This window comes from Streptococcus parasanguinis, from assembly GCF_040908565.1.
GTDB lineage: Bacteria > Bacillota > Bacilli > Lactobacillales > Streptococcaceae > Streptococcus > Streptococcus parasanguinis_AC.
Window position 1 is genome coordinate 75,736 of record NZ_JBDGEA010000008.1, and the last position, 15,228, is coordinate 90,963.

At 40.4% G+C, this 15,228-nt stretch carries 17 protein-coding genes; 15 read left to right on the top strand and 2 right to left on the bottom strand.

The window, feature by feature from the left end:
* Positions 1-3 precede the first annotated feature (3 nt).
* The 14 genes from recN (at position 4) to metG (ending at position 12,646) form a co-directional block, all read left to right on the top strand.
* Entirely contained in the window at positions 4-1,662 is a 1,659-nt protein-coding gene (gene recN / locus AB5Y61_RS05535; RefSeq protein ID WP_368403444.1) for a DNA repair protein RecN, read from the top strand.
* Positions 1,663-1,682: 20 nt separating this feature from the next.
* Complete coding sequence (locus AB5Y61_RS05540; protein ID WP_368403445.1) at positions 1,683-2,411, top strand: metallophosphoesterase; 729 nt, start codon at positions 1,683-1,685, stop codon at positions 2,409-2,411.
* Positions 2,412-2,499: 88 nt separating this feature from the next.
* The gene (locus tag AB5Y61_RS05545) at positions 2,500-3,333 is read left to right on the top strand and encodes a DegV family protein (protein WP_368403446.1); all 834 of its coding nucleotides are present in this window, start codon (positions 2,500-2,502) and stop codon (positions 3,331-3,333) included.
* Between the two features lie 110 nt (positions 3,334-3,443).
* Complete coding sequence (locus AB5Y61_RS05550; RefSeq protein ID WP_003006038.1) at positions 3,444-3,719, top strand: HU family DNA-binding protein; 276 nt, start codon at positions 3,444-3,446, stop codon at positions 3,717-3,719.
* A gap of 120 nt (positions 3,720-3,839) precedes the next feature.
* Positions 3,840-3,995 carry a hypothetical protein gene (locus tag AB5Y61_RS05555; RefSeq protein WP_368403447.1) on the top strand — a complete coding sequence of 52 codons (156 nt, stop codon included), beginning with the start codon at positions 3,840-3,842 and terminating at the stop codon, positions 3,993-3,995.
* Positions 3,996-4,272: 277 nt separating this feature from the next.
* On the top strand, positions 4,273-4,731 hold the full coding sequence (locus AB5Y61_RS05560; RefSeq protein WP_368403448.1) for a Fur family transcriptional regulator: 459 nt from the start codon (positions 4,273-4,275) through the stop codon (positions 4,729-4,731).
* 122 nt (positions 4,732-4,853) lie between these two features.
* On the top strand, positions 4,854-5,837 hold the full coding sequence (locus AB5Y61_RS05565) for a hypothetical protein (RefSeq protein ID WP_368403449.1): 984 nt from the start codon (positions 4,854-4,856) through the stop codon (positions 5,835-5,837).
* Positions 5,824-6,630: a hypothetical protein gene (locus AB5Y61_RS05570; RefSeq protein ID WP_368403450.1), complete on the top strand. Its 807-nt coding sequence runs from the start codon at positions 5,824-5,826 to the stop codon at positions 6,628-6,630. Before AB5Y61_RS05565 ends, AB5Y61_RS05570 begins: the two co-directional genes overlap by 14 nt.
* A gap of 2 nt (positions 6,631-6,632) precedes the next feature.
* Positions 6,633-7,145: a hypothetical protein gene (locus AB5Y61_RS05575; RefSeq protein ID WP_368403451.1), complete on the top strand. Its 513-nt coding sequence runs from the start codon at positions 6,633-6,635 to the stop codon at positions 7,143-7,145.
* 158 nt (positions 7,146-7,303) lie between these two features.
* Positions 7,304-8,308, top strand: coding sequence for a hypothetical protein (locus tag AB5Y61_RS05580; protein WP_368403452.1), 1,005 nt, complete (start codon positions 7,304-7,306; stop codon positions 8,306-8,308).
* Positions 8,298-9,092, top strand: a complete 795-nt coding sequence (locus tag AB5Y61_RS05585; protein WP_368403453.1) for a hypothetical protein — start codon at positions 8,298-8,300, stop codon at positions 9,090-9,092. Before AB5Y61_RS05580 ends, AB5Y61_RS05585 begins: the two co-directional genes overlap by 11 nt.
* Before the next feature lie 2 nt (positions 9,093-9,094).
* On the top strand, positions 9,095-9,619 hold the full coding sequence (locus AB5Y61_RS05590) for a DUF6688 domain-containing protein (protein ID WP_368403454.1): 525 nt from the start codon (positions 9,095-9,097) through the stop codon (positions 9,617-9,619).
* Between the two features lie 186 nt (positions 9,620-9,805).
* Positions 9,806-10,498 carry a phosphoglycerate mutase gene (locus AB5Y61_RS05595; protein ID WP_003012031.1) on the top strand — a complete coding sequence of 231 codons (693 nt, stop codon included), beginning with the start codon at positions 9,806-9,808 and terminating at the stop codon, positions 10,496-10,498.
* Positions 10,499-10,654: 156 nt separating this feature from the next.
* The gene (gene metG / locus AB5Y61_RS05600) at positions 10,655-12,646 is read left to right on the top strand and encodes a methionine--tRNA ligase (protein WP_045759183.1); all 1,992 of its coding nucleotides are present in this window, start codon (positions 10,655-10,657) and stop codon (positions 12,644-12,646) included.
* Between the two features lie 260 nt (positions 12,647-12,906).
* Here the strand turns inward: metG and AB5Y61_RS05605 are convergent, their stop codons facing one another.
* Positions 12,907-13,113: a helix-turn-helix domain-containing protein gene (locus AB5Y61_RS05605; protein ID WP_023022515.1), complete on the bottom strand. Its 207-nt coding sequence runs from the start codon at positions 13,111-13,113 to the stop codon at positions 12,907-12,909.
* 10 nt (positions 13,114-13,123) lie between these two features.
* Positions 13,124-13,645: a DUF2975 domain-containing protein gene (locus AB5Y61_RS05610; protein ID WP_342984079.1), complete on the bottom strand. Its 522-nt coding sequence runs from the start codon at positions 13,643-13,645 to the stop codon at positions 13,124-13,126.
* A gap of 248 nt (positions 13,646-13,893) precedes the next feature.
* Here AB5Y61_RS05610 and AB5Y61_RS05615 point away from each other — a divergent pair, with 248 nt between their 5' ends.
* Positions 13,894-15,156 (top strand): DUF6287 domain-containing protein, encoded by a 1,263-nt coding sequence (locus AB5Y61_RS05615; protein ID WP_368403455.1) that lies wholly within the window; start codon positions 13,894-13,896, stop codon positions 15,154-15,156.
* The last annotated feature ends 72 nt before the right edge of the window (positions 15,157-15,228 follow it).

The window sequence follows — 15,228 nt, forward strand, 5'->3', positions numbered from 1 at the left end:
CCTATGCTATTAGAAATTTCGATTAAGAACTTTGCCATTATCGAGGAGATTTCCTTAAATTTTGAAAAGGGAATGACGGTACTGACAGGGGAAACAGGTGCAGGGAAATCCATCATAATCGATGCCATGAATATGATGCTGGGAAGCCGTGCAACGACGGATGTCATTCGACACGGAGCCCCAAAAGCGGAAATCGAAGGTCTCTTTGCTGTTGAGAGCAATCGCCATTTGACAGCGCTCTTTGAAGAGCAAGGATTAGAGTGGACCGATGAATTGATCATTCGCCGAGAGATCTTGCAAAATGGGCGAAGTGTCAGCCGAATCAATGGCCAAATGGTAAATTTATCAGTCTTAAAAGCGGTCGGTCAACATTTGGTAGACATCCATGGCCAGCACGATCAGGAAGAACTTATGCGGCCTCAATTGCATATCGCTATGCTGGATGAATTTGGAGATGCAGCCTTTTTCCAAACCAAAGATGCTTACCGTCAGACCTTTGAAGACTACAAACGCCTGCGTAAACAAGTGGTGGAACTCCAGCGCAACCAGCAGGAAAACAAGGCCCGTATCGAGATGTTGGAGTTTCAAATTGCAGAGATTGAGGCAACTGCCTTGGAAGTGGATGAGGACGTGCGTCTGGAGCAAGAACGCCAACGTCTGCTCAATCACAAGATGATTGCAGATACTCTAACCAATGCCTATACCATGCTGGATGCAGAAGAGTTTTCGAGCCTTTCCAATGTTCGCTCAGCCATGAATGATCTGGAAAGCATTGAAGAATATGATCCGAGCTACAAAGAACTCTCAAGCCAGTTATCGGAAACCTTCTATGCCCTTGAGGACATTACCAAACGCTTAGAAGATGTGGTCGATGGTCTGGAATTTGATGGTAATCGCCTCATGCAGGTGGAGTCGCGCTTGGATTTGATTCATTCCATCACGCGCAAGTATGGTGGCCAAGTCAAGGACGTCTTAGAATACCTGGCGCAAATCACCAAAGAATATAGCCTCCTCACCGGAAGTGACCTCTCATCTGAGGAATTAGAAAAAGAACTCAAACATTTGGAAAAGAATTTGGTCACCTTGGCTCAAGATTTGAGTGATCAGCGGCATGCCTTGGCCCAAGCTTTAGAAAATGAAATCCAGCAAGAATTAGCGGACCTTTACATGGACAAGGCGCGCTTCCAAGTGCGCTTTAGCAAAGCTAAGTTTAATCGGGAGGGAAATGAAGCTGTTGAATTTTACATTTCGACCAACCCAGGTGAGGACTTTAAACCGCTTGTCAAGGTAGCGTCCGGTGGAGAATTGTCACGCTTGATGTTGGCCATTAAATCGGCTTTTTCTCGAAAAGAAGGAAAAACCAGTATCGTCTTTGACGAGGTGGATACAGGAGTCTCTGGTCGCGTGGCCCAAGCGATCGCAGCGAAAATTCATAAGATTGGTCAAAATGGCCAAGTGCTTGCTATTTCACACCTACCTCAAGTCATCGCAGCAGCGGATTATCAATTCTATATTGAAAAGATCAGTGATGCACACTCTACCGTATCAACTGTGCGCTTGCTCAATAGAGAAGAACGAATCGAAGAAATTGCCAAGATGCTGGCAGGAGAGGATCTAACGGAAGCTGCCCGTCAACAGGCAGAGCAACTTCTCAAGCGTTAAGAGAAAGAAGGTTTATAACCATGTCAACATACTTTGTAGTCGGAGATATTCACGGGAAAGCACAAATGCTAGAAGAGCTTATGACAGAGTGGGACGGAAAAGCTCAATTGGTCTTTTTAGGGGATTTGATAGATCGAGGTGAAAACAGCAAACGATCGATTGAGATCGTAAAAGACTACGTAGACCATCACGGAGCTGTTTGCCTTTCCGGAAACCACGAGTACATGTTTTTAGCTTGGTTGGACAATCCAGAAGAACGTTATGACCACTACCGAAGAAATGGTGGCGATACGACCATTAATTCTCTATTGGGGCGCCCGCTCGATGCTCCTGTAGATGGGGTTGCAGATGCGCAAGCAGTAGAGAGCACTGTTCCTGAATTGGTGGCCTTCATCCGCAGTTTGCCCTTTGACTATGAGACAGAGAGCTATTATTTTGTCCATGCCGGTGTGGATTTAACCCTTGAAAATTGGCGGGAAACCAGTGACTACCAAAAGGTCTGGATCCGAAAACCATTCCATGAAGCGGAGAATCAGACAGGCAAATGGATCGTCTTTGGTCATACACCGGTCTATGGACTGCTCCATGAGCCAGTCGGTACCGAAAATCTTTGGATTTCAGATCAAAAAATGGGTGTCGATGGGGGCGCTGTTTATGGAGGGGTTCTCCATGGATTGCTCTTGGATGATCAAGGAATTGTCCAAGACCATGTCCTTCACAATACAGGTTTTTCTGCTGCAGATGATTAAGGGAGCCGAACTAGTTATCTTTCACTGCAAAACCCCGTATTTTTTGATATAATGAAAGCAGAACATTCTAGGAAGAGTATAGGAATATATGGCAAATATTAAAATAGTTACAGACTCATCTATTACAATTGAGCCTGAAGTGGTTGAAGAATATGGCATTACGATTGTGCCGCTTTCTGTTATGGTGGATGGAGTCCTTTATTCTGACAGTGAGTTGGGCCAAGGGGATTTCTTGCGCTTAATGCAGTCTAGCAAAAATCTTCCAAAAACCAGCCAACCACCCGTTGGAGTTTTTGCGGAAATTTATGAAAAGTTAGCAGCAGACGGAGCTCATATCGTTTCGATTCATATGTCTCATGCCTTGTCAGGAACAGTAGAGGCGGCACGTCAAGGAGCAACCTTGTCAGGAGCAGAAGTGACTGTGATTGATAGTGGCTTTACAGACCAAGCCATGAAGTTCCAAGTCGTTGAAGCAGCCAAGTTGGCCAAAGAAGGAGCTGATTTAGACACTGTCTTGGCCCGCATTGAAGAAGTTAAAGAAAAGACAGAGTTGTATATCGGCGTTTCTACCTTGGAAAATCTGGTTAAAGGTGGTCGCATTGGCCGTGTAACAGGCCTTTTGAGCTCTCTTCTCAATATCCGTGTCGTGATGGAAATGAAGGACCATCAGTTAGAACCGATCGTCAAAGGGCGTGGGAACAAGACCTTTAAGAAGTGGGTGGATGAATTGGTAGACAAACTTTCCCATAGTAAGGTGGCTGAGATCGGGATTTCTTATGCAGGAACAGCAGAATGGGCCAATGAAATGAAGGCTCAGTTGCAAGCTCTTGTCGAAACACCGATCCCTGTTTTGGAAACTGGATCCATTATCCAAACCCATACAGGTGAGAATGCATTTGCAGTTTTGGTGCGTTACGAATAGTCCTAATAAAAGTTTGAAAAAACAGGTTTAGTACTTGACCTAAAGGCTTTTTTTAGATATTATAGTACTGTTAAGGCATGAAGCCTAAAAAAAATTGGAGGATTTGTTAAATGGCTAACAAACAAGATTTGATCGCAAAAGTGGCAGAAGCTACAGAATTGACTAAAAAAGACTCAGCAGCAGCAGTTGACGCTGTATTTGCAGCTGTTTCAGAATACCTTTCAAAAGGTGAAAAAGTTCAATTGATCGGTTTCGGTAACTTCGAAGTTCGTGAACGTGCAGCTCGTAAAGGTCGCAACCCACAAACTGGTAAAGAAATCAAAATCGCAGCTTCTAAAGTTCCAGCATTCAAAGCTGGTAAAGCTCTTAAAGAAGCAGTTAAATAATTGTGATTTACAAAAGTTCCTTCTAGCTTGCTAGAAGGGATTTTTTGTTTTGTAGTACTTTCTAGACAGTCCCTATAAATAGGAGTATAATAGAAAAAAGTGAGAAATGGAGGGTGGACCATGAGATGGATTTTTGGAATTTTTGTTCTGCTCATGATAAAGCCAATTCTTTATCTGTTAAAAGGCCTCTGGTTTCTGGTGGAACTCTTCTTTATGTTCCTCTTTGTCAAAGTTCTACTAGGAACCATGAGATGGATCCTTAATTGGGGAAGTTAAGAATAGAAAATAAAAGAGAGTGGGACAGAAATCGGTCATTCGTTAGAATTCGATTTCGTCGTCCCACCTCCGCACAGTTGAATAGGGCTGTAAAAGCTGATGAAATCAGCGTAGTAGAGCCCACTCAACCACTGTGTCTTGCTCGACAATCCAAAGACAATTGAGAGGCTAGGACTTTTGTCCCAGCCTCTTTTCTTATTTACAAACATTCTAATTAGGCAAATTTGGGCATTCATGATATAATAGTCTAAAAGAAGAGATAGAAAGGGGAAAGACCATGCTAGCTTGTTTAACACTTGATGCTGTTCAACAACAAGAAGTGGAAGGTGTATTGCAACACTTGCGTGAAAAATCTGTACGGATTACAGAGACGCGTCAGGCTGTCCTTTCCTATCTTGTCAAAAGCCAGGAACATCCAAGTGCGGATGCCATCTATCAAGATTTAAGACCGGCCTTTCCCAATATGAGTCTGGCAACGGTTTATAATAATCTCAAGGTCCTCATTGAAGAAGGTTTTGTCTCTGAAATAAAAGTGCGCAATGACACCACGACCTACTTTGATTTTATGGGACATGATCATCTCAATCTGATTTGTGAACGATGTGGGAAGATTGATGATGTTGACATCGAAGTTCCAGATGTGAGAGCAGAAGCGAGAGAAAAGAGTGGTTACGTCATTACCAAGTGCCAAACCACTGTCTATGGTCTTTGTCCAGAATGCCAGAAAAAACAGTAGAAGAAATGAAAACAGAGCCGTTAGGCTCTTTTTGTGTGGCAAAACTATCCTCGGATAGCAAAAGAAAAATAGGAGAAATCATGATATAATATACTTTTGAAATCAAATAATAGGAGAAGAAGATGAAAAAGTTAGAGAATTTTTCTTGGAAAATGTGGCATATTTTTTCCTTAGTTGCCGTGACTGTTCTACTGGTTGGTGGTATCTGGTCTTTCTTTTACCTAAAAGAAGCAGCTTATGTCGTTAATGATAGAAATTATGATTATGTTGGTAGAGGACAACGGTTGACAGATTACGTCACCGTTGATGAAGAGGAAACTGGATTTCCAATTATAGCACTTTCCTTTAAGATGGATGATGAAGATTGGAACATCTCTGACTACGCAGTAGGTCGCCAATATTTAGCTTTTCAAGATTCAAAGCTAAGGAAGATTTCTCTTAATAAGAAAGATCCAGAAGAATATTTTAAGATCCGTTATTACCAACTCGGAAAAGAGGAGGGGGAGGGGAAGACCATTGATGTCTTAAAAATTGCCCAAGGAAAGGGGTACAAAACCATTAACGGTTCGATGGACTCTATTATGTACACTGATGGAAAAGATGACTATGTAGGAGTTAACCTATCAGATAATGACTATCTCTTTATTAATCTTCGAACACAAAAGGTCAGTCAAACTCGACCAAAAGAAGCCGTTCATTATGGTTATAGCGGAATTCGTCAAATTGCGTCTTCCTTGTACTACCGTACACCCACTTTCTACGAAGATGAAGAGAAAACTTCTATCAACTTGCCATGGATCCGTTATAAAAAAGAGAAAGTCAGTGAAACTAGTGATAGTAGTATAACCTCTTCTACTAGTGAAAAAAAAGATAGCGAACTACTTTCTCTATTAAAGAAATATGGCTTCCTAATCGTTTTGAAAGAAGACATGACATTTTCTGACGGTGAATCAATCATAAGACATTTATATGCGGATGCATCTGATTTTTTCTGGTCAGTAAAACCTGCATATACAAAAAGTGGCAAGATGGAATATGTTCACACAGATGATGATTTACAAAAAGTTGTAGATGAGAAAAAGGTAAAAAAACATGAAGATGAATAGTGATAAGGGGAAGTTTTGCCTAGTATTGGTAGTTTTTATAGTTATCCTAGGATTTTGTTTTTATAAAAATTTAGAGTATAATCTTAAAGGTTATTACAGTAGTCGAAATTTTCATGGGAGTATACAGATTAGAGGTTTTTCTTGGAAACAACAGAATGATGGTCCGGATATGGATTATTTGTATACTGAAAAAATTAACGGCAAGGTAATTTCAATTCCTTTGGAAAAAGCAGTTCGATTTAAGCATATGGTCATGCCTAATTTTGATCAACTAGATAATCCAAAAAATAAAGGTTTAATTAGTGGTTTATCATCATTTTACGATGAGGATTCTAGACCGTATTTACCAATTATCGAAAAAGCATTAGATATAAATCCAGAGAGAAAACCATTAGAAAAAGAACTGCAGGATAAAATACATCAAGCAAGTGAGTTAAAGGAGACAACGATCCAACTGAAAGAATCCCTTTCAGATGGTTATTTATCGGCTAAATCTATTTTTTGGTATACTGATTACGAAAAACAATCAATAGAAGAAAAGCGGACTAAATTGGCTGGCTGGTATGGTTTTCCTTTAAAGGATGCATTAAAAACTGGAGCTATCTATGTACAAATTGAACTCCCTAAACAGATCGATCGATTAGATAGCTTAGACATTAATTTACCAGAACAATTGAAACAACTTTTGCAAAAAACAGAATTACCAGATGGTTATTATTCTTTAGCGATCAAAGGTGAACGGGTTGGTAAGATTGTTCAAATTAGAAATGGTCAGGTAGAAAATTGGATATAAGAATGTTAAAAGATAAAATAAAATTTAATCATCAGTTATTGCATCAGCTTGGCTTATTTACGGCCTATGTTTTGATCCTATTAACGTCCCCATTTTTTATTTGGCCAGAAAAATTACCTGATGATTCGACACAGTTTACGATTTTCCTAGGTGAACATTCTCTCTACAATGCCAAAGAGTTTGAAGGCCTCATCCATTCTTATTTCACGACGTCACTTATTATTCTTTTTGTCCTACCAGTACTTGCTATTTTTGTAAAATATCTCCTAAATAAAATAGGTTATCCTTTACTGGCGCATCTTCAATCGCTGTTAATTTTTGTAGCCTGTAGCATCATTTTAATCTTTACCATGTTTTCTATGACTGTTCAAATAGACCTCCTACGGTTGGATTGGGGATTTTACTTGTGTCAGGTCTTCTATTGGATTTTTATCCTCAGAGAGTGGTGGAATATAAGTGGGATCGTTTATAAACGAAATCATCCTTCAGAAGAGAAGGAGCAATCAGTAGAATAAACCTATTTCAACGTAAGAAGTAACATTCCTCGTTTTCAAACAAGAGCCGTCAGGCTCTTGTTTTAATCCATGGCAATTTACCTGTATTTTATACCGAGAGAAAAATAGGGAAAATCATGATATAATATACTTTCACGATCAAACAAAAGGAGAAGAAGATGAAAAAGCTAGAAAATTTTTCTTGGAAAATGTGGCACGTTTATACTTTGATTGCTGTAGCTATATTTTTTATTGGCAGCCTCTGCTCATTCTTTTACATAAAAGAAGCAGCCTATATTGTTCATGAGAGAAATTATTTTTATATTGGAAAAGGACAACGGTTGACGAACTATGAAAAAGTAAAGGGGCTAGATACAGGTTTCCCGATTTTAGCTCTTTCATTAAAAAATACAGATGAAGATAGTTATGAAGATCATATTGCTGTCGGGCATAACTATATAGCCTTTCAAGATTCTAAGTTGAGTCATGTTAATCAAAATGAAAAAGATTCGGAAGAATATTTTAAAATTCGGTATTATCGACTCGGAAAAGAAGATGGCGAGGGACATCTGATTGATGTCTTAAAAATCGTTCAGAAACTGGGCTATAAAACGATTAATGGAGATATGATGCTGACCATGTACTCTGATGGGAAGGACGAGTATGTCGGAGTGGAAGTGACTGATAAAGAACCCATATATATCAATCTTAGGACGCAAAAGGAGAGTAAAAAACGTCCGAAGAAAACGATACAATTTGGTTATAAAGGCCTCTATAGAGTCCTGTCTAATCCAGAGTTCATTACGAAGAACTTCGATGAAGAAGAAAGCCACACACAAATTTCTTGGCCATGGGTTCACTATAAACAGCCAAAGAAGATAATGACTACCCCAATGGATAGTAGTTATTCAACTTCAAATAGCAGTGAAGAAAAATCTAAAGATAGCAAACTTCTTTCACTATTAAAAAAATATGGATTTCTCCTTGTTTTAGAAGAAGACAGAAATTTATCTAGTAGCCAGTCATTAGTGTTGGAGCTATTTCCGGATGCAACTCACTTTGTTTGGTCGATTGATGATGACTATACAAAGGATGGCCATAGAGAATATATCCACAATATTGAGGAATTAATCCAAGTAGTTGATGAAGAGAAAGTTGAGAAAGCATATGGGAATGAAGAATGAAAAATTAAAAAGCTGTCTTATTCTAGTTGGCTTTTTGGCTCTTATCAGTATTTGTTTTTATAGAAATTTAGAATCTAGAATAAAAGGGCTTTATAAAAGCAATCATTATCCAGGTGAGATAAAGATTACCAGCCTTTCCCTATCTACTCAAGATAGATTGGGAATAGATGTCAATTATGTTTATTCTGAAAAGGTCAATGGGAAAGTCATTTCTATTCCATTAAAGAGACATATGAAGGTTGAACAATTAGTTATTCCATATTATCCTGAATTTGGTAAAGAAGGACATTACGGAATGACTGGGGATTCGATTGGAATGTATGCCGAGGAGTATAGTGTATATGGTCCAATTCTTGAAAAATCACTCGAGCTCAATCCTGACAGTAAGAAATTGGAACAGGAAATTCAAAACAAAATTAATCAAAATTCTAGGTTAAAAGGCTCTAAAATTTCTTTGACATTTACAACTTCCAGTCAGTTATCAAATTATTATAGAATTAGATGGCTCAATTACTATGAGACAGAATCAAGGAAAAAGAACCGTACCGTACTTGGGGGCTGGTATCAATTTCCAGTAGAGGATGCTTTAGAAGGTAATGCTTTATATGTTCAAATTTCGCTACCAAAAGGTGTCGATAAAGAAAGCATACGTCTGAAGGATGAATTAACTACACTTTTACAAAAAACGAGTTTACCAAATGGGATTTATGCTCTTGATACCCCAACTGCACTATCCACAGCTAGAGCTACTATATTTAATGGAAAGGTTAAAGAAAGGAATTAAACATGTCAGAAATACAAAAGGATACTGGACTAAGTCTAGTTTGGGAACTTGGATTGTATCTTTTCCTAATTTTTTCATTCCTAGGTTTGCCATTTTATAATGATTTAGCTATTTCAAATCCAAACGATTCACAAATTTTTCTCTTTCTGAACAATAACCCTGTATTTGGGGGTGAAGAATTTAAGGAGCTTGTAAATTTTTATTTTATCATTTTGATTTTACTATTAGTAACCTTACCTGTCTTTACTTTTTTCATTTATAATTTCTTAGAAAAAAAGGGGTATCCATTTTTAGCTAGTTTACAGTCTTTGTTGATTTACGTATCTTGTGTGGTAATGTTCATCTATGCTATATTCTCTTTGTCAGTTGATAAAGATCACTATAGTTTCAACGCAGGTTTCTATATCTGCTTACTCATTTATTTGTTTCATATTTATAGCGACTTACGTGATATAAGAAAGGTGATTAAATATCGACATTCTTCTACCAAAACAGCTACTGAGGTAGAAACCTCATCTAAAGAATAGTTTTAGATTGTGTATGTCTTTTTGGAGACAAAAAGACGCAAGCTATTTTCAAACCAGAGCCGTTAGGCTCTTTTTTGTGAGAAATTGCACTTTTCTATGGTCGCCACTAGATTTTTTACTGAAAATCTAGTAGAATAAAATAGATAAACGGGGGAAACCTCGGAGAATAAAAAGGAGATCCATCTAATGGTAAAATTGGTTTTTGCTCGCCACGGTGAGTCTGAATGGAACAAAGCTAACCTTTTCACTGGTTGGGCTGATGTTGATTTGTCTGAAAAAGGTACACAACAAGCGATCGACGCTGGTAAATTGATCAAAGAAGCTGGTATCGAATTTGACCAAGCATACACTTCAGTATTGAAACGTGCGATCAAAACAACAAACCTTGCGCTTGAAGCTTCTGACCAATTGTGGGTTCCAGTTGAAAAATCATGGCGCTTGAACGAACGTCACTACGGTGGTTTGACTGGTAAAAACAAAGCAGAAGCTGCTGAACAATTTGGTGATGAACAAGTTCACATCTGGCGTCGTTCTTACGATGTATTGCCTCCTGCAATGGACCGTGATGATGAACACTCAGCACACACTGATCGTCGTTACGCTTCACTTGATGACTCAGTAATTCCAGATGCTGAAAACTTGAAAGTTACTTTGGAACGTGCCCTTCCATTCTGGGAAGATAAAATCGCTCCAGCTCTTAAAGATGGTAAAAACGTATTCGTAGGAGCACACGGTAACTCAATCCGTGCTCTTGTTAAACACATCAAACAATTGTCAGACGACGAAATCATGGATGTGGAAATCCCTAACTTCCCACCATTGGTATTCGAATTTGACGAAAAATTGAACGTTGTAAAAGAATACTATCTTGGTAAGTAAGATAGCGTGATTTGTTATCAATCATAGAAAGCTGACTTCGGTCAGCTTTTTTTGTTCATCGCAAACCTAGTCGGTTTTGGGTTTTCAGGGACTCCTAAAAATGTTATAATAGAGTGTTACTAAATTGGGTTCCATTAGCCCTGAAAGGAAAAGAAAATGACAAAATCATTCTACATCACAACCCCTATCTATTACCCATCTGGTAAATTGCATATTGGTTCAGCTTATACAACGATCGCCTGTGACGTCTTGGCGCGTTACAAACGCATGATGAACTACGATGTGTTCTACCTGACTGGTCTCGATGAGCACGGTCAAAAGATCCAGCAAAAAGCAGAAGAAGCTGGTATTACGCCGCAAGCTTATGTAGATGGGATGGCGGTTGGAGTGAAAGAACTCTGGCAATTACTCGATATCTCATATGATAAATTCATCCGTACGACAGACGACTACCATGAAAAAGTGGTGGCCCAAGTCTTTGAACGCTTGCTTGCGCAAGACGACATCTACCTTGGTGAGTATTCTGGTTGGTACTCAGTCTCTGATGAAGAGTTCTTTACAGAAAGCCAATTGGCTGAGGTATTCCGTGATGAGAATGGCAAGGTTATTGGTGGGGTAGCCCCATCAGGCCACGAAGTAGAATGGGTTTCTGAAGAATCTTATTTCCTTCGTCTCAGCAAATACCAAGACCGTTTGGTTGAATTTTTCAAATCCCAACCGGATTTCATCACCCCAGATGGTCGTCTCAATGAAATGTTGAAAAACTTCATCGAGCCAGGTTTAGAAGATTTGGCAGTATCTCGGACCACCTTTACTTGGGGAGTCCCAGTTCCATCTAATCCTAAACACGTGGTCTATGTATGGATCGATGCCCTTCTTAACTATGTGACAGCTCTTGGTTATGGCCAAGAAGATCATGAAAACTTTGATAAGTTCTGGAACGGAACCGTCTTCCACATGGTCGGAAAAGACATCCTTCGTTTCCACTCCATCTACTGGCCAATCCTTCTCATGATGTTGGATATCAAATTGCCAGAACGCTTGATTGCCCATGGTTGGTTTGTCATGAAAGACGGCAAGATGTCGAAGTCTAAAGGAAATGTCATCTACCCAGAAATGTTGGTGGAGCGCTTCGGCTTGGATCCACTTCGTTACTACCTCATGCGTAGCCTTCCAGTTGGTTCTGATGGTACCTTCACACCAGAAGACTACGTGGCTCGCATCAACTATGAATTGGCCAATGACCTTGGAAACCTCCTCAACCGGACGGTAGCCATGATCAATAAATACTTTGGTGGTCAAGTTCCAGCTTATGTGGAAAATGTCACTGCATTTGATGCAGATTTGGCTAAGGTAGTTGAAGAAAACATCGCTGAATACCACAAGCAAATGAACGCGGTTGATTACCCACGCGCTTTGGAAGCCGTATGGAACATCATCTCTCGGACCAATAAGTACATCGATGAGACTGCTCCTTGGGTCCTCGCTAAAGAAGATGGGGACAAGGAACAATTGGCAGCGGTCATGGCTCACTTAGCGGCTAGCCTTCGTGTTGTGGCTCACTTGATCCAACCATTCATGATGAACACCTCAAATGCCATCATGGAACAACTTGGCTTGGGCTTGGACTTCGATCTTGAAAACTTGACCCTAGCAGGTTTCCCTGAAAATGTCACAGTGGTTGCCAAAGGAACTCCAATCTTCCCACGTCTCGACATGGAAGAAGAAATTGCCTACATCCAATCTCAAATGACTGCTGGAAAACCACAAGAAAAAGAATGGATTCCAGAAGAAGTGGAACTCAAGTCTGAAAAAGACGAGATCAAATTTGAAGACTTTGACAAGGTTGAAATACGTGTAGCAGAAGTCAAAGAAGTGGAACGCGTCGAAGGATCAGACAAACTGCTTCGCTTCCGCCTAGACGCAGGAGATGGCGAAGACCGTCAAATCCTCTCTGGTATCGCGAAATTCTATCCAAATGAACAAGAATTGGTCGGCAAGAAACTTCAAATCGTGGCCAACCTCAAACCACGTAAGATGATGAAAAAATACGTCAGCCAAGGTATGATTCTTTCCGCAGAACACGGAGATCAATTAACGGTCCTAACCGTTGATCCATCTGTTCCAAATGGAAGCATTATTGGTTAAACATATGTAAAAAAGCACTCCCGCGGGAGTGCTTTTCTTGTGTCGATATAGTTCCCATCATTGAATTTTATAAGGATGGTATATGAGTCCTATTAGTAATGAATATTAATGGAGACTTCCGCAGTGAGAAAAGAGTCTGAAACGGTATCGTTTCAGACTCTCGGAAGATTTGAGACAGTGGGCTCAAATCTTAGGTATGGAATCCCAAAGGGATTCGCTACCGTCCGTCCTCACCCAAGGAAAGTCTCCGAATACAGTTTCTATTCATCTGGCTGGTATTCTAGGATATCTCCTGGCTGGCAGTCGAGTTCTTTGCAGATGGCTTCAAGGGTGGTGAAGCGGATGGCTTTGGCCTTGCCGGTTTTGAGGATGGAGAGGTTAGCAGTCGTGATGCCGATTTTGTCGGCTAGCTCATTGGATTTCATTTTCCGCTTGGCCAGCATGACATCTAGATTGACGATAATCATGGCACCCTCCTTAAATGGTTAGCTCATTTTCTTCAGCAATCTCAATCCCTCTCTCTAAAATCTTGCCAAGGACCCAGACAATTGGGACAGCAAGAAGAAGTCCCGTGTTAAAGGTCAATTGGAAGGTAAAGGGAAGGAGATAAGCATTGCCGCTGGTCTCAAGTGTGCCAGACATAAAGGATAAGACCAAGAGAATCTTCCAAGCTCGGTTGCAAAGATTAATGTTAGAGTGAGAAAAGATCTTTTCTTGGTAGAGATTTTGGAGGAAGCTGCGAATGGTGATGAGAAGGTAAATATAGATAGCGCTTGAAGCTAGTGGGAAGAGCAACTGCCAGAGAGGTTGCGGGTGTTTGGGGAAGAGCTGGATGCCATTCACATCAAAGGACAAGCGTCCAGTTTGAATGAGATCTTTAAACACTCCCATCCGTGAAAGCAGGTGGACGACCAGTGCAGCCACAGTCATAAAGCCACAGAAGTAAATGAAAGCCGTCAAGACTTCAATGACATTTTTTAAGGTTTTTGAGTTTTTCATCGCAAGCCTCCTTGAAGTTTATTTATTTTTCACTTATAGTATACTCCTTATAAAAAATTAGTCAATAAAAAAGTATCGAAAAACGATAAAAAAATAACGATAAACAAAATGTTGTTTTTGAAAAACAGGTATTCTCTGCTAAAACTAGTTGGTTTAAGCCGGGGAAACCACTACATAGAGGGGAATTTTACTATACTTTCGATTTAGGGTATACTAGTGTAAAGATCTTATTCCATGGAGGTAGTAAAATGAATCTTAAGTGGAAGAAAAAATACCTGGGGCCGATTTTGGGGCTGGTCGGAGCAGTTGTTCTGATCGGTGGAGTCTATCTCTACTCTAGCTCCAACATCCAACCAGACCATCAAAAGGAATTTAACCAGACTAGCAAGAAGGTCACTAAGCCAAAGGAAAAAGCCATTGACCTGAGTGGTGACTATGTCTCTAATGAACGGGATGAAGCCAAAATCGAGAAAAAGGGCAAGGCCTGGAAGATCGATTACCAAACGGCTGACGGCAAGGTATCTGCTGAATTTAGCACGGATTGGAAGGTCGAAGGGTCTAATAAAGTTTCGACAGGCAAGATGAAAAAGTCCGATGGCAATACAGACTTTACAGTTACTGTTCGTGTCTTTAAATACAAGACAGATAAGAAGCCTTTGATCACGGTCACCATGTCTGACAAAAATCCCGACCACGAGATGGTCTTTGCCAATCGGGAGGATTTTTTCAAATCGACAGATCCAAATGATGTCGTCCTTGATGGCAATCTCTCATCGTTTGAAGGTGCTTATTCCAATGATACCTATGAAAAGGAAATTGCAGATTCCGGTTTTAAACTTTATGGATATACTCCAGAAGAATATTACCAAAACAAGACCAATGCCTTTCCAAGTATTGTAAATGGGGAGACTGGCTGGACTTTCTGGAGTGGAGGCACTCGGGCAAGTTACTTGTTCAATAAAGAAAAAGAGCCCAAGAAGCGAAAAGGCTATTATGAAGTTTATTTCACTGGGGCCAATGCGACTGCGATCCAAGGGCAAGAGCAAACCTTGTACTTAATCCCAGCGGGTGTGACAGGTCCTGATGGAGTAGCTTCCCAAGAACGTCGGATTCTCTTTGGGGATGTGGCCTACCGTGATTACCATCTAGAGTGGTGGAAAGCTTACCCACAACCGAAAAAAGAGAAAGACTTGGATATTGCGGCCATTAACGGAGGCGACTTCTCAAGCTTAGCTGGAACCTGGCGCAATGGCAAGGGAGCTGAAATCGTCATCCAAGCAGACGGAAAAGTTAAGGGTCAAGGCAGCCTCAAGGCTGTTGCGGATTCGGATAAGAAGAGCAAGATCCCTTATGTTGAGATGAAGATGGGTGAGACCGGTGCGGCGATTGGACTGCTGAAAATCGGTTTCCAAAATCCAGATGGAGACCAGTCTGACACCAGTAAGGCCCGTCTGGTGGTGACTCAATCTGCAGGAAACTACCCAGCTGATCAATATTTCTACCGTCAATAAAAGAGAGTGGGACAGAAATCGGTCATTCGTTAGAATTCGATTTCGTCGTCCCACCTCCGCACAGTTGAGTAG

What these genes read in the sequence shown, in the direction of transcription:
- recN (WP_368403444.1), top strand. Translation starts at nt 4, where the DNA reads ATGCTATTAGAAATTTCGATTAAGAACTTTGCCATTATCGAGGAGATT.
- AB5Y61_RS05540 (WP_368403445.1), top strand. Translation starts at nt 1,683, where the DNA reads ATGTCAACATACTTTGTAGTCGGAGATATTCACGGGAAAGCACAAATG.
- AB5Y61_RS05545 (WP_368403446.1), top strand. Translation starts at nt 2,500, where the DNA reads ATGGCAAATATTAAAATAGTTACAGACTCATCTATTACAATTGAGCCT.
- AB5Y61_RS05550 (WP_003006038.1), top strand. Translation starts at nt 3,444, where the DNA reads ATGGCTAACAAACAAGATTTGATCGCAAAAGTGGCAGAAGCTACAGAA.
- AB5Y61_RS05555 (WP_368403447.1), top strand. Translation starts at nt 3,840, where the DNA reads ATGAGATGGATTTTTGGAATTTTTGTTCTGCTCATGATAAAGCCAATT.
- AB5Y61_RS05560 (WP_368403448.1), top strand. Translation starts at nt 4,273, where the DNA reads ATGCTAGCTTGTTTAACACTTGATGCTGTTCAACAACAAGAAGTGGAA.
- AB5Y61_RS05565 (WP_368403449.1), top strand. Translation starts at nt 4,854, where the DNA reads ATGAAAAAGTTAGAGAATTTTTCTTGGAAAATGTGGCATATTTTTTCC.
- AB5Y61_RS05570 (WP_368403450.1), top strand. Translation starts at nt 5,824, where the DNA reads ATGAAGATGAATAGTGATAAGGGGAAGTTTTGCCTAGTATTGGTAGTT.
- AB5Y61_RS05575 (WP_368403451.1), top strand. Translation starts at nt 6,633, where the DNA reads ATGTTAAAAGATAAAATAAAATTTAATCATCAGTTATTGCATCAGCTT.
- AB5Y61_RS05580 (WP_368403452.1), top strand. Translation starts at nt 7,304, where the DNA reads ATGAAAAAGCTAGAAAATTTTTCTTGGAAAATGTGGCACGTTTATACT.
- AB5Y61_RS05585 (WP_368403453.1), top strand. Translation starts at nt 8,298, where the DNA reads ATGAAGAATGAAAAATTAAAAAGCTGTCTTATTCTAGTTGGCTTTTTG.
- AB5Y61_RS05590 (WP_368403454.1), top strand. Translation starts at nt 9,095, where the DNA reads ATGTCAGAAATACAAAAGGATACTGGACTAAGTCTAGTTTGGGAACTT.
- AB5Y61_RS05595 (WP_003012031.1), top strand. Translation starts at nt 9,806, where the DNA reads ATGGTAAAATTGGTTTTTGCTCGCCACGGTGAGTCTGAATGGAACAAA.
- metG (WP_045759183.1), top strand. Translation starts at nt 10,655, where the DNA reads ATGACAAAATCATTCTACATCACAACCCCTATCTATTACCCATCTGGT.
- AB5Y61_RS05605 (WP_023022515.1), bottom strand. Translation starts at nt 13,113, where the DNA reads ATGATTATCGTCAATCTAGATGTCATGCTGGCCAAGCGGAAAATGAAA.
- AB5Y61_RS05610 (WP_342984079.1), bottom strand. Translation starts at nt 13,645, where the DNA reads ATGAAAAACTCAAAAACCTTAAAAAATGTCATTGAAGTCTTGACGGCT.
- AB5Y61_RS05615 (WP_368403455.1), top strand. Translation starts at nt 13,894, where the DNA reads ATGAATCTTAAGTGGAAGAAAAAATACCTGGGGCCGATTTTGGGGCTG.